This window comes from Streptomyces fulvoviolaceus (genome assembly GCF_000718165.1).
Lineage (GTDB): Bacteria > Actinomycetota > Actinomycetes > Streptomycetales > Streptomycetaceae > Streptomyces > Streptomyces fulvoviolaceus.
The window spans coordinates 159,431-180,232 of the sequence record NZ_JOEY01000014.1; the positions used below are offsets into that span (position 1 = coordinate 159,431).

Below are 20,802 nucleotides of genomic sequence, written 5' to 3' on the forward strand. Positions count from 1 at the left end.
AACTCCCTACAGAGGGCTTTCTCAAAGGCTTACGCCTTTTGCTTGTTGCGGCGGTTGCCGATAACCATCGACGACAGCACGAACAGTACGGCGACCAGGAACATGGCCGTACCGATGACATTGATCTGAACGGGCGTTCCGCGTTGTGCCGAACCCCAGACGAACATGGGGAAGGTGACGGTCGAGCCCGCGTTGAAATTGGTGATGATGAAATCGTCGAAGGAGAGCGCGAAGGCGAGCAGCGCGCCCGCCGCGATGCCCGGCGCCGCGATCGGCAGCGTGACCCGGACGAAGGTCTGGAGCGGGCCTGCGTAGAGGTCCCGCGCGGCCTCCTCCAGCCTCGGGTCCATCGACATCACGCGCGCCTTGACCGCCGTCACGACGAAGCTCAGGCAGAACATGATGTGGGCGATGAGGATCGTCCAGAATCCCAACTGCGCACCCATGTTGAGGAACAGGGTGAGCAGCGAGGCCGCCATGACGACCTCGGGCATCGCCATCGGCAGGAAGATCAGCGAGTTCACGGAGCCCCGCGCGCGGAAGCGGTAGCGGACGAGCGCGAAGGCGATCATCGTGCCGAGGACGGTCGCGCCGATCGTCGCCCAGAAGGCGATCTGGAGGCTGATCGACAGCGAGCCGCACAGGTCGGCGACGCCGCACGGGTCCTTCCAGGCGTCCGTGGAGAACTGCTGCCATTCGTAGTTGAAGCGCCCCTTCGGTTTGTTGAAGGAGAACACCGTGACGACGACGTTCGGAAGGAGGAGATATCCGAGCGTCAAGAGTCCCGCGATGACGACGAAATGGCGCTTGAGCCAGTTGACGAAGGCCATTTAAACCAGATCCTCCGTTCCGGACTTACGGATGTAGACCGTGACCATGGCGAGAATGGCGGCCATCAGGATGAAGGAGAGCGCCGCGGCCGTCGGGTAATCCAGAATGCGCAGGAACTGCGTCTGGATCACGTTTCCGACCATGCGGGTGTCGGTCGAGCCGAGCAGGTCCGCGTTGACGTAGTCGCCGGCCGCCGGGATGAAGGTCAGCAGCGTGCCGGAGACCACGCCCGGCATCGACAGCGGGAAGGTGACCCTGCGGAAGGTGGTGATGGGCCGCGCGTACAGGTCACCGGCCGCTTCATGGAGGCGTACGTCGATGCGCTCCAGCGAGGTGTAGAGCGGCAGGATCATGAACGGCAGGAAGTTGTACGTCAGACCGCAGACCACCGCGAGTGGCGTGGCCAGCACGCGGTCGCCGGAGGTCCAGCCGAGCCAGCTGGTGACGTCCAGGACGTGCAGCGTGTTGAGGGCACCGACGACCGGGCCGCTGTCCGCGAGGATCGTCTTCCAGGCGAGGGTGCGGATCAGGAAGCTGGTGAAGAACGGCGCGATCACCAGGATCATGATCAGGTTGCGCCAGCGGCCCGCGCGGAAGGCGATGAGATACGCGAGCGGGTAGCCGAGGACCAGGCACAGGATCGTCGCGGCGCCTGCGTAGAGGAGCGAGCGCAGGAACTGCGGCCAGTACTCGGACAGCGCGTCCCAGTAGGTGGCGAAGTGCCAGGTGACCTTGTAGCCCTCCTCCAGGGAGCCCGTCTGCACGGACGTGGAGGCCTGGTAGACCATCGGCAGCGCGAAGAAGACGACCAGCCACAGGATGCCGGGCAGCAGCAGCCAGTACGGGACCAGGCGGCCCCGCTTGCGCGGTGGCTTCTTCTCCGGAACGGGCGCCAGAGGAGGCGCCTCGGTGAGCGTCGACATCAGACGGCCGCCTCTTCCTGGATACCGGCGTCGATGTCCTGGGCCGCGTCCAGGCCGAAGGTGTGCGCCGGGTTCCAGTGCAGGACCACGTCGGCGCCGGGGACGAGCCGGGCGTCGCGGTCGATGTTCTGGGCGTAGACCTCGAACTCGGGGCAGACGGGGCTGTCGATGACGTACTGCGTGGAGACGCCGATGAAGCTGGAGTCGGCGATCTTGCCGGTGATCCGGTTGCGGCCCTCGGGGATCTCGCCCGCCTCGTCGGCGTGGGTGAGGGAGATCTTCTCGGGGCGGACTCCGACCAGCACCTTGCCGCCGGTCGTCGTGGGCGCCGAACACCGCGCCTCGGGGAGCACCAGCTTGCCGCCGCCGGCCTTGAGTACGATCTCGTCGCCGCTCTTGGTGTCGACCTCGGCCTCGATGAGGTTGGAGGTGCCGAGGAAGTTGGCGACGAAGGTGGTGTTGGGGTTCTCGTAGAGGTCGGCGGGCGAACCCAACTGCTCCACCCGGCCCGCGTTCATCACGGCGACCGTGTCGGCCATGGTCATGGCCTCCTCCTGGTCGTGCGTGACGTGGATGAAGGTGATGCCGACCTCGGTCTGGATGCGCTTGAGCTCCAGCTGCATCTGGCGGCGCAGCTTGAGGTCGAGGGCGCCGAGGGGCTCGTCGAGGAGAAGCACCTTGGGGGTGTTGATCAGCGCGCGGGCGACCGCGACGCGCTGCTGCTGGCCGCCGGAGAGCTGGTGCGGCTTCTTGCGCGCCTGCTCACCGAGCTGCACGAGCTCCAGCATGTCCTCGACCTGCTTCTTCACCGACTTGATGCCGCGCCGGCGCAGACCGAAGGCGACGTTCTCGAAGATGTCGAGGTGCGGGAAGAGGGCGTAGGACTGGAAGACCGTGTTCACCGGCCGCTTGTACGGCGGGAGGCTGGTGACTTCCTGGTCGCCGAGGAAGACGGTGCCGGAGGAAGGTTCCTCCAGACCCGCGATCATGCGCAGGGTGGTGGTCTTGCCGCAGCCGGAGGCGCCGAGCAGGGCGAAGAAGGAGCCCTGCGGCACGGTCAGGTCGAGCGGCTGCACGGCGGTGAAGCCGTTGTCGTACGTCTTGCTGATGCCCGAGAGGCGGACGTCGCCGGTGTTGTCAGTCTTGTTCGTCACGGTGGTCACGCCCCAGTCAGCTTCGCGAACTTCTCTTCAAAGGCCGTCTCTTCCTTCGAGCTCAGTGAGCGGAAGGCGTGGGACTTCGCGGCCATGGCCTGGTCGGGGATGATCAGCGGGTTGTTCGCCGCATCCGGGTCGATCTTCTCCAGCTCGGGCTTCACTCCGTCGACGGGAGTCACGTAGTTGATGTACGCGGCGAGCTCGGCGGCCGGCTTCGGCTCGTAGTAGTAGTCGATGAGCCGTTCGGCGTTCGTCTTGTGACGCGCCTTGTTGGGGATCAGGAAGTTGTCGGTCGACGTCAGGTATCCGCTGTCCGGGATCACGAAGTCGATGTCGGGGCTGTCCGCCTTCAGCTGGACCACGTCACCGGCCCAGGCGATACAGGCCGCGAAGTCGCCGCTGGACAGGTCGGAGGTGTAGTCGTTGCCGGTGAAGCGGCGGATCTGGCCTCCGTCGACGGCCTTCTGGATGCGGGCGACCGCCGCGTCGTAGTCGTCGGCGGTGAAGTTCGCCGGGTCCTTGCCCATGTCGAGCAGCGTCATGCCGATGCTGTCGCGCATCTCCGACAGGAAGCCGATCTTGCCCTTGAGCTTGGGGTTGTCGAGCATGTCGGAGATCGACTTCACCTCCTCGCCGTCAAGTGCCTTCTTGTTGTAGGCGATGACGGTCGAGATGCCCTGGAAGACGTACGAGTAGGCGCGGCCGGGGTCCCAGTCGGGGTCGCGGAACTGCGCCGACAGGTTGGCGTAGGCGTGCGGGAGGTTGGACGCGTCCAGTTTCTGGACCCACCCGAGGCGGATCAGCCGGGCCGCGAGCCAGTCGGTGAGGACGATGATGTCGCGGCCGGTGTCCTGGCCCGCCGCGAGCTGCGGCTTGATCTTGCCGAAGAACTCGACGTTGTCGTTGATGTCCTCGGTGTACTTGACCGTGATGCCGGTCCGCTTCTTGAACTGGTCGAGAGTGGGATGGTGCTTCTCGCTCTCGTCCAGGTCCATGTACTCCGTCCAGTTGGAGAAGTTGACGGTCTTCTCCTCGGCCGAGTGGTCCTCCGCGGAGACGCCGCCCTTGGTGTTGCCGGCCGCGGGGATGCCGCAGGCGCTCAGCGCGCCCATGCCGCCGACGGCGAGTGCGCCGCCCGCGGAGGCGCGCAGCATCGAACGCCGGGTGAGGGAGGCCCTGCCGTTGCGGAGGCTGCGCCGCATGGCGGCCACCTGGGCCGACGACAGGCGGTCGGGTTCGTACTGCTCCATGCGCGTGGTGCCCTTTCGGGAAGGTCGGCCGCGGGTCGGGCGGCCTGAATACGGCTATCGGTCCCCGAAGATCGTGCGGTGCCAGTCCTTCGCGGCGACCGCGGTGTTGTCGAACATGACGTGCTTGATCTGGGTGTACTCCTCGAACGAGTACGCGGACATGTCCTTGCCGAAGCCGGACGCCTTGTATCCGCCGTGGGGCATCTCGCTGATGATCGGAATATGGTCGTTGACCCACACACAGCCCGCCTTGATCTCGCGGGTGGCGCGGTTCGCCCGGTAGACGTCGCGGCTCCAGGCGGAGGCGGCGAGCCCGTACGGGGTGTCGTTGGCCAGCCGGATGCCCTCGTCGTCGTTGTCGAAGGGCAGGACCACGAGGACCGGTCCGAAGAGCTCGGACTGGACGATCTCGCTGTCCTGGGCGGCGTCCGCGACCAGGGTGGGGCGGTAGTACGCACCGTTCTTGAGGTCTCCCTGCGGAGCCTCGCCACCGGTGACCACGCGCGCGTAGGCACGCGCCCGGTCGACGAAACCGGCGACGCGGTCCCGCTGGACGTGCGAGATCAGCGGGCCGAGGTCGGTGCCCGGCGCGAACGGGTCGCCGAGCCGGACGGTCTCCATGAGGGCGGCCGTCCGCTCGACGAACGCGTCGTAGAGAGGCCGCTGCACGTACGCGCGCGTGGCGGCCGTGCAGTCCTGGCCGGTGTTGATGAGCGCGCCCGCGACCGCGCCGTTGGCCGCCGCCTCCAGGTCCGCGTCGTCGAAGACGACGAAGGGGGCCTTGCCGCCGAGCTCCAGGTGGAGGCGCTTGACGGTGGCGGTGGCGATCTCGGCGACGCGCTTGCCGACGGCGGTGGAGCCGGTGAAGGAGGTCATCGCCACGTCGGGGTGGCCGACCAGGTGCTCGCCGGCCTCCTTGCCGGTGCCGGTGATGATGTTGATGACACCGTCGGGAATCCCGGCGTCGGTCGCGGCCTGCGCGAACAGCAGCGAGGTGAGCGGGGTGAGCTCGGCGGGCTTGAGCACGATGGTGTTGCCCGCGGCGACCGCCGGGAGGATCTTCCAGGCGGCCATCTGGAGGGGGTAGTTCCAGGGCGCGATGGAGCCGACGACGCCGATGGGTTCGCGGCGGACGTAGGAGGTGTGGTCGCCGGAGTACTCGCCGGCCGACTGCCCCTGCAGATGCCGGGCGGCACCCGCGAAGAAGGCGATGTTGTCGATCGTGCCCGGGACGTCGAACTCCCGGGTCAGCTTGAGCGGCTTGCCGCACTGGAGGGACTCGGCGCGGGCGAAGTCCTCGGCACGCTCGGCGAGCACGGCGGCGAAGCGGTGCAGGGCGTCGGAGCGCTCGCCCGGGGTGGTGGCGGCCCAGCCCGGGAAGGCCTCGCGGGCGGCGGCGACGGCGGCGTCCACGTCGGCGGTGCTCGCCAGTTCGTACGTGTACACCTCCTCGCCGGTCGAGGGGTCGACGACCGCGTGCGTCCGGCCGGAGGTGCCCTTGGTCAGGCGGCCCGCGACGAACTGCGCGCCGTCCGCGAGGCGCTCCTGGGCCGGAAACCGGTCCGGGGTGGAATTGCCCGGATTGTGCATGTCGCTCTCCTCCGCCGTCGCCCCGTGCCTCCAGAGGCGGGTGGCGTAGCTCCAGCTCGATTTGAGTGCCGATCCTGACAGAGCAATGGGACTCCTACAAGTGATTCCGTTGTTGCCTTTCGGTTACGCGACGGAATCTGTCGACCAGGTGTCGAGTCGTCCACGAAAAGGAGGGACGGAGTGTCAGTGGTGCCTGCCAGACTCGCGTGCATGGGGAAGGCCACGGGGAAGATCGATTCACAGGATGCCCTGGTCAGGGCTGTGCGGGCGGGAGCGCGCGTCAAGTACCTGCACTTCTGGGGACACCGCCCGCGGCCGGACGGCCGAGTCGGCGCGAGCTGTCTGAGCCAGTGGTGGCCGTCACCCTTCGTGGTGGAGGGCGTGGCGTATGCGACCGCCGAGCACTGGATGATGGCGGGCAAGGCGCGGCTTTTCGAAGACGCGGAGGCCGAGCGGCGGGTGCTGGCGGCCGGATCTCCGGCTCAGGCCAAGAACATCGGCCGGCTCGTGCGGCGCTTCGACGAGGCGATATGGGAGCGCGAGCGGTTCCGGATCGTGGTCGAGGGCAGCGTCCACAAGTTCGCCGCGGATCCGCGGCTGCGGGAGTTTCTGCTGGGGACCGGAGAGCGGGTCCTGGTGGAGGCGAGCCCCATGGACCGGGTGTGGGGCATCGGCCTCGCCGCGGACGACGAGCGGGCGGCGCATCCCGAGCGCTGGCGGGGCCCGAACCTTCTGGGCTTCGCGCTGATGGAGGCACGGGAGCGCTTGCGAGACGGCTAAGGGGGACCGACCCTAGGGTCGGCCCCCCTAGAAGCGGGCGGTTCGGCAGCGCCCCTTTAGGGGCGCGGGGAACTGCGCGACCAGCCACAACGGACCCGCAGTCGACACGGGCCCTTTAGCGGAGCGCTACGCCGCGCTCATCACACTCGCGAAGAGAAGCAGTCCCAGCAGCGGCAGGATCACGGTGGCCACGATCCCGCAGACGAGACCCGCGGTCGCCGCACCCTTGTTGGTGGCCTCGCCGCGGGTGGCCTTCCCGCGGCCGATCGCGCCGAAGATGATCCCGAGGATGCCCAGGATGACCCCGAAGAACCACAGGAAGAAGGTCAGGCTGCACACCACGCCGATGATGCCGAGCACCAGGCCGGTGGTGCCCATGCCGTTGCTCGGCTGCGGCGGCATTCCGTAGCCGGAAGCCTGCGGGTAGCCCACCGGAGGCGCGACCGGGTAGGACTGGGCCGCGTTGGGATAGCCGTAACCCGGAGCGGACTGCGGGGCGGACTGCGGGTATCCGTACCCCGGTGCTCCCCCTGCCGGCTGCTGCGGCGGCTGCGACGGCGGCGGCCCGAACCCACCGGCTCCAGGATTCGCGTCGGACATGAACTGCTCTCCCCTCGTTGACGATCCAGGGCATCCTATTGGCCCTGATCACCCCGGGGGGATCCGTTCTCAGCAGCCGCTACTGAACCGTTGCGGACACCGCCACGGCGGGGGCGGCGCCGTAGGTGTCGTCGTACTCGTCCTCCTGGTTGATGGCGGCCGTGATCCCGATCGCGAGCAGGACGATCACGACGACGCCGAGGATGACCCCGATGATGCCCATGATGAAACCGGCCTGCGCCTGGCCGTGGTTGGAGGCCTCACCGCGCTCGGCCCTGCGACGTCCCTTGATCCCGAAGACGATGGCGAGGATGCCGAGGACGATCGAGACCACGCCGTACATGCAGAACAGGCAGCAGGACAGGATGCCCAGCACCATCGCCGCGATGCCCATGCCGTTCTGCGGCTGCATCGGCATACCGGGCCAGCCGTAGCCCTGCGGATAGCCGGGGTTCTGCGGGTAGCCGGGGTTCTGGGGATAGCCGGGGTAGCCGTAGCCGCCGGGGGCACCGGGGCCGGTGGGGGCTATGGGCGGGGGAGGTACCGAGTCGGCGGGGCCACCCGGGGCACCGGGCGGGGCGTAGCCGGGTGCGGCGCTGCCGGGCGGCGTGCTTCCGGGGGCGGCGAACGGGTCGTTCGGCATCGAGGTGACCGTGGCCTGGTCGTGCACGGACGGCGGCTGCGACGCGGGCGGCTGCCCGGGCCCGTCGCCGGGTGCCCGGCTCTTGTCGAGCGATGGCCTGCTCTCGGGCGGCGCCCAGGGGTCGTGGCCCTCCCCGGCCTCCCCACTCGGCTGCGTTGCGTCCGTCATGTCCGTCCCCCTACGTCGTTCGTGCCGCCATGCTACGACGTCCCTACCGGCTCCCGGCCGCCCGGTACCCCACCCTCCACGGCCGCTCCCGCCGCAGCTCGCACCGGGGTTGACCCCGTTGCTCCCCCGCCCCCGCGGCCTACGATGTCCCTGCATTCGATCAGCCGATCACCGCGCCGCACCGCACCGCACACCGTGCCCGGCGCCCTGCCCCGGGGAGGCCCCCATGACCGACCGTCTCGTCGACCCGCGCGTCCCGCGCGACCTGCACGCGTTCATCGCCTCGCTGCCGAAGGCCGAACTGCACGTGCACCACGTCGGATCCGCCTCCCCCCGGATCGTCTCCGAACTGGCCGCCCGCCACCCCGACTCCAAGGTGCCCACCGACCCCGAGGCCCTGGCCGACTACTTCACCTTCACGGACTTCGCCCACTTCATCGACGTGTACCTGTCCGTCGTCGACCTGATCCGCACGCCGGAGGACGTCCGGCTGCTGACGTACGAGGTGGCCCGGGACCTGGCCCGGCAGCAGGTGCGGTACGCCGAGCTGACGATCACCCCGTTCTCCTCGACCCGGCGCGGTATCGACGAACTCGCCTTCATGGAGGCGATCGAGGACGCCCGCAAGGCGGCCGAGGCCGAGTTCGGGACCGTGCTGCGCTGGTGCTTCGACATTCCGGGCGAGGCGGGACTGGAGGCCGCCGAGGAGACCGCGCGGCTCGCCACCGAGGACCGTGTACGCCCCGAGGGGCTGGTGTCCTTCGGGCTCGGCGGGCCCGAAGTCGGCGTACCGCGGCCGCAGTTCAAGCCCTACTTCGACCGCGCGATCGCCGCGGGCCTGCACTCGGTGCCGCACGCCGGGGAGACCACCGGCCCGGAGACGGTGTGGGACGCGCTCACCCACCTGCGCGCCGAGCGCATCGGGCACGGCACCAGCTCCGCGCAGGACGAGAAGCTCCTCGCGCACCTCGCCGAGCACCGGATCGCCCTGGAGGTCTGCCCGACCTCCAACATCGCCACCCGCGCGGTCCGCACCTTCGACGAGCACCCGATCAAGGAGTTCGTGAAGGCCGGCGTCCTGGTCACCATCAACTCCGACGACCCGCCGATGTTCGGCACCGACCTCAACAGCGAGTACGCCGTCGCCGCCCGCCTCCTCGACCTCGACGAGCGGGGCCTGGCCGACCTGGCCAAGAACGCGGTCGAGGCGTCCTTCCTCGACGAGCCCGGCAAGGCCCGGATCAAGGACGAGATCGACACGTACACGTCGACCTGGCTCGCCTCCTGAAACCGCCCAGCACAATGGGCGCATGCAGAAGCTGACCGCCGTGGCACATCGCGGCGACCCCTACCGCGTCCGTGAGAACACCCTCGACTCGCTGCGTTCCGCGCTCCAACTGGGCGCGGACGCGGTCGAGATCGACGTACGGCTCACCCGGGACGGCGTGCCCGTGCTGCTGCACGACGAGACGCTGAAGCGGCTGTGGGAGCACGACCGGCCGCTGCGGTCGCTGTCGGCGGACGAGGTGCGCGGGCTCACGGACGGCGGGGTGCCGACGCTCGCGGAAGCGCTGGCCGCCACCGACGGCAGCCGGGTGATGCTCGATCTGCCGGGGACGTCGGAGGTGCGGGTGGCGCGGCGGGTCGTGGATGTCGTCCGCGCGTGCGGGGCGGAGGATCGGGTGTACTACTGCGCGGACGCCGCGGCCATGCTTGCCGTGCGCGGCGCGGACTCGTCTGCCGAGATCGCCCTGACCTGGACGACTTCGGCGCCGCCGCGGCGCGCACTGCTGGACGCGGTGCGGCCTCGGTGGCTCAACTACCGGTTCGGTCTGGTGGACCGTGCCCTCGCCGAACGCGTCCACTCCGACGGTTACCTGATCTCTGTCTGGACTCCCGACACCCGGCGCTCTATGCGGCGCCTCATCGACCTGGGCGTCGACTCGATCACGAGCAACCGCATCGACATGTTGTGCGCACTGCGGGACGGCGCCTAGCCGCGGGTCCGTTGTGGCTGGTCGCGCCCACGCGGCGGAGCCGCATATCGATACAGCCCCGCGCCCCTAGGAAATACGCTTACCGGCGAATTCAAGCGGGGGCGCGATTGCCTGGGCGTCTGCTCCCTCTCCTCTCCACAGGCCGATCAGCAGGGCGGCTGTTGCTTCCAGCAACCCGGCCCGGTTCAGGCCTCCTGCGTTCAGCGGCTCACAGCCGAGGTCGCGCACGAGTTGTCGCACGACGGACAGGGCCGCCTCGTCGTCCCCGCACAGCGGGACGGCGAGCGGGCGGCCGTCGAATACCGGCGGGGTCAGGCGCCAGACGTCCTCGTGGCAGAGGTTGAAGGCCTTGACCACGTGGGCGGTCGGGGTGGCGGAGGCGATGCGTTCGGCCGCCGAAGGACCACCGCCCGTGAGGAGACCGAAGCCCGGGCCGCCCACCGGGTTCGTGCAGTCGATCAACACCCGCCCCCGGAGCTCCTCTTCGAGCCCGGCGACGACCTCGGCCACCGCCTCGTACGGCAGCGCCAGCAACACCGCGTCCGTGCCGAACTCGGCCGCTCCCCGTATCCCGCCGCCGCCCGACCGACTTCCGCTGACCACCTCGTGTCCGGCCCGCGCCCACTGGGTGCCGAGCGCGTCCGCCATTCCGCCCCTGCCGAGAATCCCGATTCGCATGAGCAGGACTGTAGGAAGCCGCTCGGGCACCATTCGGTACGTGGACCAGACTTTCCTCGCCGACTGCCGTGCCCGGCTCGCCTTCGACCTGCTCGCCAACACCTGGAACGCGGTGGTGGTGTGGGCGCTGCGCCATGAGCCCGTGCGTCACGGCGAGTTGAAGGACCGGATCGGCGGCATCAGCCAGAAGGTGCTGACGGAGACGCTGCGGCGGCTGGAGTTCAACGGGTTCGTCGCGCGGCGGGCGTACGACGGCTCGCCACCGCGCGTGGAGTACGAACTCACGGACCTGGGACGGTCGTTGCTCGCCCCGATCGAGGCCTTCGGCATCTGGGCCTTCGAGCACGGCGACGAGGTCATGGAGGCCCAGGAGCGCTACACGCGGGACTCCTGAGCGACGGTCGCCGGGTCGGACGGCGTCTCGCGGGTGACGTACTGCGGAATGGGGGTGTCGTCCTTGCCGGTGTCCCGGACCAGGCCGTAGCGCGTCGCGCCCTCGGGGGGTCCGGTGGTCACGTCCTCCTCCACCTTGTCCCAGGTCGTGGGGAAGACGTTGAGGCCGTAGTCGGCGCCGCGTTCGTTCACGGTGAGGGTGACGCTGCCGTCGACGTAGAAGTACTCGTTCTGCCACATCTGCTGGGTACCGGAGGGCAGGACGGTGTAGCCGGTGGTCGAGTTGCCCATGCCGGTGGCGGTGGTGTCGGTGCTGCTGACGCGGTCGTCCATGCGGCGGCCGCCGCCCGAGGCGACGTGGAAGAGCTTGCCCTTCAGGCCGGTCCAGGCCGGCATGACCAGGCTGCCGGCCCGGGACTGCGGGGTGATCTGCCAGCGGACGAGGACGTATCCCTTGCCGGTGAGCGTCACGCTGTCCCCGCGGTGGTTCATGGTCGCGTGCGCGCCGCCGGTGCTGGTGACGCCGGTCTCGGTCCGGTGCGGCAGGGCGGTGGGCGGGGTGTCCGGGTCCGGTGCCTTGTCGACGGCGTCGACAACGCTGCCGTAGAGGGCGACCTTCTCCTGTGTCACCGACGGCGAGGGGGACGGTGTGGCCGACGGCGAGACGGTCGGGGTCGGCGCGCGGTGCGTGCTCGCGGCCGTGGGGCTGCTCGCCGCGCGCGGGGGCGGGGCGTCGGGGGTCTGTGTGACGACGTACGCGCCGCCCGCGACGATCGTCGCGCCCGCCGTCGCCGCGACGAGGGGCTGAGTGAGCGCGCCCAGCACCTTGGCGGACCAGCCCACGGACGTGGCCGCCACCGTGGCGGCCGCCGCCGTCTTGCCGCCGAAGGCCAGCGAGAGGGTGAAGCCGACCGGAATCGGGACGAGGGCGATGCCGACCAGGAGCCGCTCCGCCGGTACGACGGACTCGCGGGCGTCGCCGCAGTAGCCGCAGCCCCGGATGTGCCGGGCCAGCCGCTTACGCCAGACCGAGTCGGGCCGGCCGTCCCAGCGGGAGGCCGTCTCGCGCAGGTCCGGGCAGGCGCCGTCGAGGGCCCGCACGATGCCGCGCGAGGTCTCCAGCCGCTCCTTCATCCGCTGGACGCGCACGGCGGCGTGCTGCCGGCTGATGCCGACGGCGGCGGCCAGGTCACGCCGGGTGAGCTCGCCCGCGACCTCCAGCCACCACAGGGACAGCAGCTGGCGGTCCTCGTCGTCCAGCCAGCGCACCGCCTCCGCTACCTCGCGCCGCTGCCCCTCCAACTGCAGTCTCAGTACGGTGAGTTCGGCGAAGTCGGTGGCCTCGTGCGCCGCCGACTCGTCCAGCGGGGCGGGCGTCCGGCGGCGGGCCCGGTCGCGGATCTGCCGCATGGCGATGGCCACCAGCCAGGACCGGAAGCTGTCCGGGTCGCGCAGGCTGCCGAGGTGGTCGACGGCCCGCAGCATGGTCTCCTGGACGACGTCGTCGACGTCGGCGTGGCCGTTGAGCGCGCGGCCGACGATGTTGTAGACCAGCGGCAGCCAGCCCTCGACCAGCTCGTCCAGCGCCTGCCGGTCGCCGGCCTGTGCGGCCGCGATGGTGTCGCGCCATTGCCGGGTTTCCACGTCGTCCTTTCGGGGCCTTCGGAGCCTTCCGGGCCTTCGGGGCCTGAGATCACTTCGCTGCTGCACGCACCCTCTCAGGCGGGACCGGGGTGGTGGCTATGTCGGGGATCACAGCGTGGAGACGGGGTGAAGGCCCGGGGATAACAGTTTTTTCTCGCCCCTAGGGGTACTCCCCGACAACTCCCTTACAGGGAACGGAACTTGCTAGGGGTCCGGTCAGGGTCCGGTGACCTCCTCGCCGACGATCCGGGTGCGCACATTCGACCGGAGGATGATCACAGACACCCGCCGACCCCCGGAGCAGCCGCATGCGCGCCCGCCGTCGCACCACCGTCCTCGCCGCCTCCCTCGCCCTCGTCCTGGGCGGGGGCCCGCTGGCCGCACCCGTGTTCGCCGAGTCCGCTCCGATCTCCGTCTCCGAGCGCAGTGCTTCCGCCCCCGACGCACAGGCGCTGCGCACCGCACTCGAAGGCCTCCCGGACAAGGACGCGTCCTTCGCCCTCGTCCGCCTCGGTGGCACGGACGGCACCTGGCGCGGCAGCGCGGGCGTGCACGATCTGACAAGCGGCCGGGCGGCGGACCCGGACGCCCGCTTCCGGGCCGGTTCGACGACGAAGGTGGTGACGGCGGCCGTCGTACTGCAGCTCGCGGCGGAAGGAAAGGTCGACCTGAACACGCCCGTGCAGCGCTACCTCCCGGGCCTGCTCACCCGGGAGTTCGAGCCGATCACCGTACGGCAGCTGCTGAACCACACCAGCGGCATCCAGCCGGGCGACGGCCTCGGGGACTCCTTCGAGGAGGTGTACGCGCACCGCTTCGACACGCTGCCCCCGCGGCAGGTCGTGGCCTCGGCGGTGGCGAAGGGGCCGGAGTTCCGGCCGGGCCGGCAGCAGCACTACCTGAACATCAACTACACGATCCTCGGCCTGCTGATCGAGAGGGTGACGGGACACTCGTACGCCTCGGAGGCCACCCACCGCGTGCTGCGCCCCGCCGGGATGCGGGACACGTACTTCCCCGGCACCGACCCCGCCATCCGCGGCCCGCACAACCACGGGTACCAGGCGGCGAAGGAGGCGGACGGCACGACGACCTTCCTCGACGTCACCGACTGGAACCAGGCGGACCGCTGGGCGGCCGGCGACATGATCTCCACCACCGCGGACCTGGAACGGCTGCTGAACCACCTGTTCCGCGGCGACCTGGTCCCCCGTCCGCAGCTGAAGGAGATGTTCACGGTCCCGTCGCGGATCGAGGGCGCCACGATGAGCGCAGGCCTGCAGCGCTTCGAGTTCGAGGGGCGGGTCTACTGGCTGAAGTCGGGCGCCCGCTACGGCTACGGCACGGTGATCGCCTCGACCCGTGACCTGTCGCGCACGCTGGTCGTGTCCGTGGGCGCGACGGACGCGAAGAGCGAGAGCATGAACCCCGTCACCGAGCGGATAGCCCGGGCGGCCCTCAAGTAGCGAGCACGGGCTGCGCGTTCGCGGTCAGCCCCTCCAGCCGCTTGATCTTCTTCCGCACGACGTACAGCGGGATCACCCCGAACACCCCGAACGACATGTCGATCACGGTCCACCAGAAGGGGATCCCGCGGATCGGTCCGCAGATCAGCGCGAGCGGGATGATCCCGGCGCAGGCGATCATCCCGAACTCGACGACCCAGATGTTGCGGACCGGGTCGCGGTAGGGGCCGTAGAAGGCGACGGCGATCACGAGGTGGGCGAAGGCCAGCCAGTCGGTGCCGTAGAGGAGGAAGGGGTAGTCGGCGTCGGCGGTCTCGAGCCCCTGCCGGACGCGCACGATCCACTCCATCAGGGCGTCCGGCACCGCGGGCAGGTGCCCCAGCAGGTTCTCGGTCCAGCGCAGTTCGTGGACGAGAGGGAAGGCCGTGGCGCCGCTGAGCACCAGGCAGACGACGAAGAAGACCAGCCATGCGCGGATGCCCTTGAGTTGGGCGGCTCTGTCGCTCATGCCAGGAGCGTACGCCTGGAGTTGAACATGTTCAAAACTCTGTTCCGGGCTACCAGGTGTCCCAGTGCAGCACCTCCCCCCGAGGGATCCGGCGGGCCGGCCGGAAGTCGGTGCCGAGGGTGTACGCGAGGGGGATGAAGGCGGCCTGCATGACGGCGTCGTACGGGATGCCGAGCACCCGGGCCGACTCCTTCTCGTCGACGAGGTTGCCGGTGGTCCAGCAGGTGCCGAGGCCCCGGGCGCGGGCGGCCAGCATGAAGCTCCACACCGCCGGGAGGATGGAGCCCCAGGTGCCGGCCTGCCTCAGGACGGGTGCGTCATCGGTACGGCCTTCCACGCACGGCACGACGATCGCCGGGACCTCGTGGATGTGCTGGTACAGGTACGCGGCGCCGGAGTACACGCGTTCCATGTGGGCCACCCCGGCCCGCCGTACGTCACGTGCCGGGACCGGGTCCGAGACGCCCGGCGTGCTCACCCCGGTGCGCCACACCTCGGCGAGCGCGGCCCGCCGCTCCGGGTCGGTGACGATCACGAAGTGCCAGCGCTGGCGGTTGCGCCCGGACGGTGCCTGGACGGCCAGGTCGACGCATTCCTCGATGAGTTGGCGGGGCACCGGGCGGGTGAGGTCGAGGCGGTGGCGGACGGCGCGGGTGGTGGACAGGAGCTCGTCGGAAGAGAGAGCGAGAGTCATGCGTTGACCTTCGGGGGGCGGGCCGTACGGCGGCAACGCCCGGCTTTCACTGGATGAAAACGTGGGGTGGGTCCATGGCCGGGAGTGTCGCCGGGCGGGTTTTCTCAGTGCTGGACGCGTTCGCTGGCGGGCCGGACACCCTGCGTCTGACGGAGATCGCGCGTCGGACGGGGCTGCCGGTTCCGACGGCCCTGCGGATGGTGCGGGAACTGGTCGTCTGGGGCGGCCTGGAGCGGGCGGCCGACGGCTCCTACCGCCTCGGCACCCGCATCCGCGCGCTGGGCGCGGCGGCGCCCTGCCCACGCGGCCTGCTCGACCTGGCGCTCCCCTCCCTCCGCGCCCTGACGACCCGCATCGGCGGCCACGCCGACATCGCCGTCCCCTCCGACGGCACGGCCCTGTGCCTGGTCAGCGGCGCACGCCTGCCCCTGCACGCCACGGCCGCGGGCAAGGTCCTGCTGGCCCACGGCCACGGCCCGCCCGCCGCCGTACGCCGCCACACCCCGTACACCCTGACCGCGCCCGGCGCCCTGAACACCCAGCTCGCCCGCATCCGCGAGACGGGCCTGGCCGCGTCCCACGAGGAGTACCGGCTCGGTGAACTGTCGTACGCCGCACCGGTGTTGAGGGACGGGGCGACGGTGGCGGCCGTGTCGGTGACGCTGCCGACGAGCATGCCGTACGACCGTGCGGGCGCCGCCGTGCGCGAGGCGGCGGGGGTCATCGGCCGGGCGTTGGCGGGGGCGTAGACCTGGCTACGGCCGAGCACCGCTCGTGTCGTCCGTGGCGGCCGGCTCGTCGCTTGTCCCGGCCGACGGCTCGGCGGTCGGCTCGTCGCTTGTCGCTGTCGACGGCTCGGTGGTCGGCGATTGCGCGGTCGTCGGCGGCTCGTGGGTGGGGACGGCCGAAGTCGCCGTGTCGGACGGGGTGCTGGGGCCGGGGGTCGGGGCCTGCTCGGAGGGTGCGTCCGTCGCCGACGGGGTGGGCGGAACCGAGGGGCTGCTGCTCGCCGGCGGGGCGAGCGGGATCGTGGGCGACGACGGGGCCTCGTGCGTTGCCAGGCGCAGCGGCAGTGCGACGAGGGCGGCGACGGCGCATGCCGCGCCCACCCCGGCCGCGGCGCGCAGCAGCCGGCGGCGGGACGCGCGGCGGCGGATCGTCTCGTAGCGGCCGGCGGGTGGGCCGAGGTAGTCGGAGCTCGGCCGCAGGATGACGGCGAGGGGGTCGTCGGGCTCGAACTCCGGACCCTCGTCAGCGTGTGTGATCAAGGCTTCTCCCCAGGTGGGCACGGAGCAGTTCACGGGCCGCGTGCAGGTCGGCCTTGACGGTTCCCTCCTTGCGCCCGGTCAGCACGGCCACCTCCCGGATCGGCATGTCAGCGTAGTAGTGCAGGAGGATCGGGACGCGAAGTCGTTCCGGGAGGGACTGGACGAGCAGGCGTACCGAGGGGTCCGCCTGTTCGGGATGCGGGGTCACCGCGGCCTCCGTGGTCGCCCGGCGCACGGCCCGGCGCTCCCGTTCGAGCTTGCGCCAGTGGTCCCGGACGAGGTTGGCCGCGGTGACGTAGAGGAATCCGCGGGGTTCCGCCACGGAGGTCCAACGGGCCCAGAGCCGGGTGAAGGCCTCCGAGGCGATCTCATGGGCCGTCTCGTCGTCGTCGACCAGTCGGCGGCACCAGCCGGCGAGGCGCGGGTAGAGGGCGGCGAACAGCTCCGAAGCCGCCCTCTCGCGGGACCGTTTCAACGTTCTCCTGCAGCGTTCGGTGCCGGTGCCAGCGCGGCGAAGACGATCACGTTGTCGCGGTAGCCGTCCCCGGTACGGGGACCGCCGCATGTGATGAGACGCAGTTCCGGCCGGTTCACGTTCCCGTAGACGGCCTCCGCGGGGAAGTCCGCCTTCGCGACCGTCCGTACGTCGGTGACCGTGAACCCGGCCGTCGTGCCGTTCTCCAGGCGCGCCGCGATCCGGTGGCCCCGGCGCAGTTCCCCCAGGCGCCGGAAGACCCCGTCCCCGTACGAGCCGACCGTGACATGGCCGAGGATCACCGACGGCCCGGTCTGCCCCGGTGTCGGCGAGTTCCGGTACCAGCCCGCCCGGTCGTGCGCGCCGATCGGGGGCACCTGCACGCTGCCGTCCGAGGCGAGCCCCAGCTGCATCAGCGTGGTGTCGACCCCGATGGCCGGGATCCGGAGCCGGACCGGCACCGAACGCCCCAGTGCCCGCACGGACTTGGCCGTGGACCGCGCGGAGGGCGACGCACCGCTGCCGGCATCCCGCCCGGAAGGATCACCTCCGCAGCTCACCAGCAGGGACGCCGTCGCCGCCGTGACGAAGGCGCGCCTGGAGAGCGAGGTCATTCCCCGGTCGCCCGCCGACGCCGTACGACATAGAAGGCCCCGCCGCCCAGGGCGCACGCCGCGGCGGCTCCCCCGCCGACCAGCGCACCCTTGCCTCCGGACTGCGACGACCCGGAGGTGACACCGGTGTCGGGCGCTCCGCTCGGCACGACGGAGACCTGTCCCTCGGAGGGCGCGAGGGTCGGTTCGGCGCTCGGGGCAGCCTCGGTCGGCGCGTCGCTCGCGTCACTGGTGGCGGACGGCACCGGAGTCGGATCGTCGGTGGCCGGCGCAGCGCTGGGGACCGCGCTCGGGCTCGTCCCGTCGGCGAACGCGGGCATCGCGCCCGCCAGCACGGCGGTGCCCGCAAGTGCCAGGGCGCTCAGAACAGTTCGACGCATGAATCGCTCTCTCTCGTCGGTCCGCCCGCCCGAAGGCTCGGCGGGTGGGGGGTTGCAGATCGACGGGAGAGACGAGGCAGCGAGGGGACAGGTTGTAAAGAGATGGCAAAGTCGAGAGAGGGACGATCAGTGGGCGGAGGTCGAAGGGTGCGCGAGCCCGGTCTGGTAGGCGATGACGACGAGTTGGGCGCGGTCGCGGGCGCCGAGTTTGGTCAGGGCGCGCTGGATGTGGGCTGGGGGCGCCGGGAGGGCCGCCGGGTCGTCGTGCTGCTGCTGGCAGTTGCCCCTACCGAAATCGCAGCAGCGTGTACTGAAACCGCAGTACGTCTCCGGCCGTCCCTGTCCTACGGCGGTACGACCACGCCCGCATCAGCCCGCGGCTCGCACCGCGCGCAGCACGGCTCGCACCGCGCGCAGCACGGCTCGCGCCATGCCCCGCTCGCCGCGCTCGTTGGGGTGCATGGGAGCCGCCGGGGCCGAGGGGATCAGGGGCTCGACCCAGCGCACGTCCTCGTCCGCGCAGGCGTCGCGGCCGACGGAGGGCGCGTACGTGTCGACGTATCCGGCACCGGCGTCCTTCGCCCTCTCCCGCAGCATGGTGTCGAGCTGCCGCTCCTTCTCCCGCAGGAAGCTCACATCGCCCGGTGCCAGACCCGTCGCGCGTCCGCAGCCGCCGTCCCCATCCCCGTCCCCGTCCCCATCCCCGTCCCCGTCCCCGTCCGGCAGGATCGACGGGTAGCCGACGACGTACACCCGGGCCTCGGGCGCCCGGCGCCTGATGTCGGTCAGCGCGGCGGACAACCGTCGGCCCGCCGCGTCGATCCTCGCCGCCACCTCGTCGGCGCCGCCGAGGACGTACCGCTTCCGGCACGGGGCGTCGTCCACCGCGCCGGCCTCGAAGCGGCTCGCCACCTGATACCGGACGCCGTCCTTGACGCAGGCGGTGATGAGCGAGCCGAAGCCGATGTCGTTCCCGCCGATGCCGACGGTGACCAGGCGGGTCGCGGTGGTGACGGCCGACAGCTGGGCGGGGTTGACCCCGTCGTCCGTGGACTGCGGGGCGAGCAGGTCGCCGACGGTGGCCCCGCTGCAGCTGACGTCACGGAACTCCGCCGCGCCGAGGCCCAGGCCGTCGGCGACGAGGGCCGGGTAGTTCCGGTCGGAGCGGTCGCACCCCACGGGCTTCCCGCTCTGGCCGGGGATCTTCGGGCCCGCCGTGTAGGAGTCGCCCAGGGCGACGTAGGGCCCGTTCGGGGGTGCGAGCGGGGCCGACGACGCGACACCGCCGCCCGACCCGTCCTCCCCCACGGCGACCACCGTGAGGAAGGTGGCGCACAGGGCGGCGCCCACCAGTCCAAGCGCTGTTCGGGAGTTCATCTGAGGGTCCTCTCGGATTCCGCCTCAGGCTCCCCCGGACAGGGCCCGCCCGTCGTCGTGCCCCTGTAGGCACCGGGTCTACTGCGTGCGCGGTACGAGATCCTCGGTGGCCTACAGCCCCATGATGGCGTGGGCGGCCTACAACCCCACGATGGCGTTGGTGGCCTACAACCCCACGATGGCGTTCCACCGCTTCGCGTACTCGACCCGCTCCTTGGACGTGATGTCCCGCGCGATCACGAGCCGCTTGCGCATCTCGTCGTCCGGGAAGATCAGCGGGTTCTCGGCGAGGACCGCGGTGTCCTCGTCCTTGGACGCGGCGAGGACCTCCCGGGCGGCCGGGACGGGGCAGACGTAGTTGACCCAGGCGGCGAGTTCCGCGGCGACCTCGGGGTCGTAGTAGTAGTCGATCAGCCGCTCGGCGTTCGCCTTGTGCCGGGCCCGGTCGGGGATCATCAGGGAGTCCGACCACAGCTCCGCGCCCTCCTCGGGGACGACGAAGCGGATGTCGGGGTTGTCGGCCTGGAGCTGGATCACGTCGCCCGAGTACGCCTGGCAGGCCAGGACATCGCCGGTGACCAGGTCCTTGGTGTAGTCGTTGCCGGTGAAGCGGCGGATCTGGCCGTTGTCGACGTACTTCTCGACCTGGTCGCAGACCTCGTCGAAGTCGGCCGCCTTCCACTTCGTGATGTCGACGCCGTTGCCCTGCATCAGCAGCGCGAACGCCTCGTCGAGACCCGAGAGCAGGGTGACCCGGCCCTTCAGGTCGCTCGCCCACAGGTCGGAGACGTGGCGTATCTCGCGGCCGAGCCTGCGGCGGTCGTAGGCGATGCCGGTGATGCCGGACTGCCACGGCACGGTGTACTTGCGGCCCGGGTCGAAGGCCGGGGAGCGCAGCAGCGGGTCCAGGTACTTCGTCACGTTCGGCTGGCTCGCACGATCCATCTCCTGGACCCAGCCGAGGCGGACGAACCGCGCGCACATCCAGTCGCTGATGACGATCAGGTCGCGGCCGGTCTGCTGGTGGTTCATCAGCGCCGGGCTGATCTTGCCGAAGAACTCGTCGTTGTCGTTGATCTCCTCGACGTAGTCGACGGAGATCCCCGTCTTCTTCTCGAAGGCCTCCAACGTCGGCCGCTTGGTGCTGTCCTCGTCGTCGGTGTCGATGTAGAGCGGCCAGTTCGCCCAGGTCAGCCGCTTGTCGGTGGCGGACATGTCGGCGACGGCACGGTCTCCCGGGGACACATAGGCGGCAGGCACACCGCAGCCGGCGAGACCGCCGAGCACCGCACCACCGCCGAGCGCGCGCAGCAGGGTCCTACGGGACAGCGGGGGCGTCTTCGGTGTGTGGCGCATTGACGCAGCA

Annotated in this window: 23 protein-coding genes and 1 pseudogene; 6 read left to right on the plus strand and 18 right to left on the minus strand. The window is 70.6% G+C overall.

Annotation, left to right across the window (positions count from 1 at the left end):
* Nucleotides 1–29: 29 nt before the first annotated feature.
* From IG08_RS0116915 to IG08_RS0116935, 5 genes are read right to left on the minus strand one after another with little or no spacing between them, the layout of a single operon-like run.
* Nucleotides 30–830, minus strand: coding sequence for an ABC transporter permease (locus IG08_RS0116915; protein ID WP_030602319.1), 801 nt, complete (start codon nt 828–830; stop codon nt 30–32).
* Nucleotides 831–1,754: an ABC transporter permease gene (locus IG08_RS0116920; protein WP_030602323.1), complete on the minus strand. Its 924-nt coding sequence runs from the start codon at nt 1,752–1,754 to the stop codon at nt 831–833. It abuts the gene before it with no gap.
* Entirely contained in the window at nt 1,754–2,917 is a 1,164-nt protein-coding gene (locus tag IG08_RS0116925) for an ABC transporter ATP-binding protein (RefSeq protein WP_030602324.1), read from the minus strand. Before IG08_RS0116925 ends, IG08_RS0116920 begins: the two co-directional genes overlap by 1 nt.
* The gene (locus tag IG08_RS0116930) at nt 2,914–4,161 is read right to left on the minus strand and encodes an ABC transporter substrate-binding protein (RefSeq protein WP_030602326.1); all 1,248 of its coding nucleotides are present in this window, start codon (nt 4,159–4,161) and stop codon (nt 2,914–2,916) included. Before IG08_RS0116930 ends, IG08_RS0116925 begins: the two co-directional genes overlap by 4 nt.
* A gap of 54 nt (nt 4,162–4,215) precedes the next feature.
* Complete coding sequence (locus IG08_RS0116935) at nt 4,216–5,751, minus strand: gamma-aminobutyraldehyde dehydrogenase (protein WP_030602330.1); 1,536 nt, start codon at nt 5,749–5,751, stop codon at nt 4,216–4,218.
* Between the two features lie 210 nt (nt 5,752–5,961).
* Here IG08_RS0116935 and IG08_RS0116940 point away from each other — a divergent pair, with 210 nt between their 5' ends.
* The gene (locus IG08_RS0116940) at nt 5,962–6,531 is read left to right on the plus strand and encodes an NADAR family protein (RefSeq protein ID WP_030602333.1); all 570 of its coding nucleotides are present in this window, start codon (nt 5,962–5,964) and stop codon (nt 6,529–6,531) included.
* Between the two features lie 126 nt (nt 6,532–6,657).
* Here the strand turns inward: IG08_RS0116940 and IG08_RS0116945 are convergent, their stop codons facing one another.
* Together IG08_RS0116945 and IG08_RS0116950 are read right to left on the minus strand one after the other, a co-directional pair.
* A complete protein-coding gene (locus IG08_RS0116945) occupies nt 6,658–7,131 on the minus strand; it encodes a DUF4190 domain-containing protein (RefSeq protein WP_030602336.1) in 474 nt (157 codons plus the stop codon).
* Between the two features lie 79 nt (nt 7,132–7,210).
* Nucleotides 7,211–7,942, minus strand: coding sequence for a DUF4190 domain-containing protein (locus IG08_RS0116950; protein WP_030602339.1), 732 nt, complete (start codon nt 7,940–7,942; stop codon nt 7,211–7,213).
* A 226-nt stretch (nt 7,943–8,168) separates the two neighbouring features.
* On the opposite strand from IG08_RS0116950, the gene IG08_RS0116955 reads away from it, so the two are divergent.
* A complete protein-coding gene (locus IG08_RS0116955) occupies nt 8,169–9,230 on the plus strand; it encodes an adenosine deaminase (RefSeq protein WP_030602341.1) in 1,062 nt (353 codons plus the stop codon).
* A gap of 22 nt (nt 9,231–9,252) precedes the next feature.
* Nucleotides 9,253–9,939 carry a glycerophosphodiester phosphodiesterase gene (locus tag IG08_RS0116960; RefSeq protein ID WP_030602344.1) on the plus strand — a complete coding sequence of 229 codons (687 nt, stop codon included), beginning with the start codon at nt 9,253–9,255 and terminating at the stop codon, nt 9,937–9,939.
* A 66-nt stretch (nt 9,940–10,005) separates the two neighbouring features.
* On the opposite strand, the gene IG08_RS0116965 is transcribed toward IG08_RS0116960, so the two are convergent.
* Complete coding sequence (locus IG08_RS0116965; protein ID WP_030602347.1) at nt 10,006–10,617, minus strand: NADPH-dependent F420 reductase; 612 nt, start codon at nt 10,615–10,617, stop codon at nt 10,006–10,008.
* Between IG08_RS0116965 and IG08_RS0116970 the strand changes: the two genes are divergently transcribed.
* Nucleotides 10,616–11,011, plus strand: coding sequence for a winged helix-turn-helix transcriptional regulator (locus tag IG08_RS0116970; RefSeq protein ID WP_052424734.1), 396 nt, complete (start codon nt 10,616–10,618; stop codon nt 11,009–11,011). The two genes, IG08_RS0116965 and IG08_RS0116970, sit on opposite strands and share 2 nt — an antisense overlap.
* Here IG08_RS0116970 and IG08_RS0116975 read toward each other — a convergent pair.
* Nucleotides 10,993–12,654 (minus strand): RNA polymerase sigma factor, encoded by a 1,662-nt coding sequence (locus tag IG08_RS0116975; RefSeq protein WP_030602354.1) that lies wholly within the window; start codon nt 12,652–12,654, stop codon nt 10,993–10,995. The genes IG08_RS0116970 and IG08_RS0116975 overlap by 19 nt on opposite strands.
* A gap of 308 nt (nt 12,655–12,962) precedes the next feature.
* On the opposite strand from IG08_RS0116975, the gene IG08_RS0116980 reads away from it, so the two are divergent.
* Nucleotides 12,963–14,120 (plus strand): serine hydrolase domain-containing protein, encoded by a 1,158-nt coding sequence (locus tag IG08_RS0116980; protein ID WP_030602358.1) that lies wholly within the window; start codon nt 12,963–12,965, stop codon nt 14,118–14,120.
* Here the strand turns inward: IG08_RS0116980 and IG08_RS0116985 are convergent.
* Together IG08_RS0116985 and IG08_RS0116990 are read right to left on the minus strand one after the other, a co-directional pair.
* Nucleotides 14,113–14,628 carry a hypothetical protein gene (locus IG08_RS0116985; RefSeq protein WP_030602361.1) on the minus strand — a complete coding sequence of 172 codons (516 nt, stop codon included), beginning with the start codon at nt 14,626–14,628 and terminating at the stop codon, nt 14,113–14,115. The two genes, IG08_RS0116980 and IG08_RS0116985, sit on opposite strands and share 8 nt — an antisense overlap.
* A gap of 49 nt (nt 14,629–14,677) precedes the next feature.
* Nucleotides 14,678–15,322 carry a nitroreductase family protein gene (locus IG08_RS0116990; RefSeq protein WP_030602362.1) on the minus strand — a complete coding sequence of 215 codons (645 nt, stop codon included), beginning with the start codon at nt 15,320–15,322 and terminating at the stop codon, nt 14,678–14,680.
* Nucleotides 15,323–15,396: 74 nt separating this feature from the next.
* Between IG08_RS0116990 and IG08_RS0116995 the strand changes: the two genes are divergently transcribed.
* Complete coding sequence (locus tag IG08_RS0116995) at nt 15,397–16,071, plus strand: IclR family transcriptional regulator (RefSeq protein WP_030602364.1); 675 nt, start codon at nt 15,397–15,399, stop codon at nt 16,069–16,071.
* Between the two features lie 6 nt (nt 16,072–16,077).
* On the opposite strand, the gene IG08_RS0117000 is transcribed toward IG08_RS0116995, so the two are convergent.
* The 7 genes and pseudogenes from IG08_RS0117000 to IG08_RS0117025 form a co-directional block, all read right to left on the minus strand.
* Nucleotides 16,078–16,590: a hypothetical protein gene (locus tag IG08_RS0117000; RefSeq protein WP_043454452.1), complete on the minus strand. Its 513-nt coding sequence runs from the start codon at nt 16,588–16,590 to the stop codon at nt 16,078–16,080.
* Nucleotides 16,574–17,065, minus strand: coding sequence for an RNA polymerase sigma factor (locus IG08_RS0117005; RefSeq protein WP_030602370.1), 492 nt, complete (start codon nt 17,063–17,065; stop codon nt 16,574–16,576). Before IG08_RS0117005 ends, IG08_RS0117000 begins: the two co-directional genes overlap by 17 nt.
* Nucleotides 17,062–17,679, minus strand: coding sequence for a class F sortase (locus IG08_RS0117010; protein WP_030602373.1), 618 nt, complete (start codon nt 17,677–17,679; stop codon nt 17,062–17,064). Before IG08_RS0117010 ends, IG08_RS0117005 begins: the two co-directional genes overlap by 4 nt.
* A complete protein-coding gene (locus IG08_RS0117015; protein ID WP_030602376.1) occupies nt 17,676–18,059 on the minus strand; it encodes a hypothetical protein in 384 nt (127 codons plus the stop codon). The genes IG08_RS0117010 and IG08_RS0117015 overlap by 4 nt, the downstream gene beginning before the upstream one ends.
* A gap of 126 nt (nt 18,060–18,185) precedes the next feature.
* A pseudogene (locus IG08_RS61345) lies at nt 18,186–18,290 on the minus strand (DNA-binding response regulator); the annotation flags it as partial.
* A 138-nt stretch (nt 18,291–18,428) separates the two neighbouring features.
* A complete protein-coding gene (locus IG08_RS0117020) occupies nt 18,429–19,436 on the minus strand; it encodes an SGNH/GDSL hydrolase family protein (RefSeq protein ID WP_043454455.1) in 1,008 nt (335 codons plus the stop codon).
* A gap of 165 nt (nt 19,437–19,601) precedes the next feature.
* Nucleotides 19,602–20,792, minus strand: coding sequence for a polyamine ABC transporter substrate-binding protein (locus IG08_RS0117025; RefSeq protein ID WP_030602382.1), 1,191 nt, complete (start codon nt 20,790–20,792; stop codon nt 19,602–19,604).
* Nucleotides 20,793–20,802 lie beyond the last annotated feature (10 nt).

Excerpts from the sequence above, each read along its gene's own strand:
- IG08_RS0116915 (WP_030602319.1), bottom strand. The coding sequence starts at position 830 with ATGGCCTTCGTCAACTGGCTCAAGCGCCATTTCGTCGTCATCGCGGGA.
- IG08_RS0117025 (WP_030602382.1), bottom strand. The coding sequence starts at position 20,792 with ATGCGCCACACACCGAAGACGCCCCCGCTGTCCCGTAGGACCCTGCTG.
- IG08_RS0116950 (WP_030602339.1), bottom strand. The coding sequence starts at position 7,942 with ATGACGGACGCAACGCAGCCGAGTGGGGAGGCCGGGGAGGGCCACGAC.
- IG08_RS0117015 (WP_030602376.1), bottom strand. The coding sequence starts at position 18,059 with ATGCGTCGAACTGTTCTGAGCGCCCTGGCACTTGCGGGCACCGCCGTG.
- IG08_RS0116985 (WP_030602361.1), bottom strand. The coding sequence starts at position 14,628 with ATGAGCGACAGAGCCGCCCAACTCAAGGGCATCCGCGCATGGCTGGTC.
- IG08_RS0116930 (WP_030602326.1), bottom strand. The coding sequence starts at position 4,161 with ATGGAGCAGTACGAACCCGACCGCCTGTCGTCGGCCCAGGTGGCCGCC.
- IG08_RS0116955 (WP_030602341.1), top strand. The coding sequence starts at position 8,169 with ATGACCGACCGTCTCGTCGACCCGCGCGTCCCGCGCGACCTGCACGCG.
- IG08_RS0116920 (WP_030602323.1), bottom strand. The coding sequence starts at position 1,754 with ATGTCGACGCTCACCGAGGCGCCTCCTCTGGCGCCCGTTCCGGAGAAG.
- IG08_RS0117020 (WP_043454455.1), bottom strand. The coding sequence starts at position 19,436 with ATGAACTCCCGAACAGCGCTTGGACTGGTGGGCGCCGCCCTGTGCGCC.
- IG08_RS0116960 (WP_030602344.1), top strand. The coding sequence starts at position 9,253 with ATGCAGAAGCTGACCGCCGTGGCACATCGCGGCGACCCCTACCGCGTC.
- IG08_RS0116940 (WP_030602333.1), top strand. The coding sequence starts at position 5,962 with ATGGGGAAGGCCACGGGGAAGATCGATTCACAGGATGCCCTGGTCAGG.
- IG08_RS0116995 (WP_030602364.1), top strand. The coding sequence starts at position 15,397 with ATGGCCGGGAGTGTCGCCGGGCGGGTTTTCTCAGTGCTGGACGCGTTC.
- IG08_RS0116970 (WP_052424734.1), top strand. The coding sequence starts at position 10,616 with ATGAGCAGGACTGTAGGAAGCCGCTCGGGCACCATTCGGTACGTGGAC.
- IG08_RS0116965 (WP_030602347.1), bottom strand. The coding sequence starts at position 10,617 with ATGCGAATCGGGATTCTCGGCAGGGGCGGAATGGCGGACGCGCTCGGC.
- IG08_RS0117010 (WP_030602373.1), bottom strand. The coding sequence starts at position 17,679 with ATGACCTCGCTCTCCAGGCGCGCCTTCGTCACGGCGGCGACGGCGTCC.
- IG08_RS0116935 (WP_030602330.1), bottom strand. The coding sequence starts at position 5,751 with ATGCACAATCCGGGCAATTCCACCCCGGACCGGTTTCCGGCCCAGGAG.
- IG08_RS0116945 (WP_030602336.1), bottom strand. The coding sequence starts at position 7,131 with ATGTCCGACGCGAATCCTGGAGCCGGTGGGTTCGGGCCGCCGCCGTCG.
- IG08_RS0116990 (WP_030602362.1), bottom strand. The coding sequence starts at position 15,322 with ATGACTCTCGCTCTCTCTTCCGACGAGCTCCTGTCCACCACCCGCGCC.
- IG08_RS0116980 (WP_030602358.1), top strand. The coding sequence starts at position 12,963 with ATGCGCGCCCGCCGTCGCACCACCGTCCTCGCCGCCTCCCTCGCCCTC.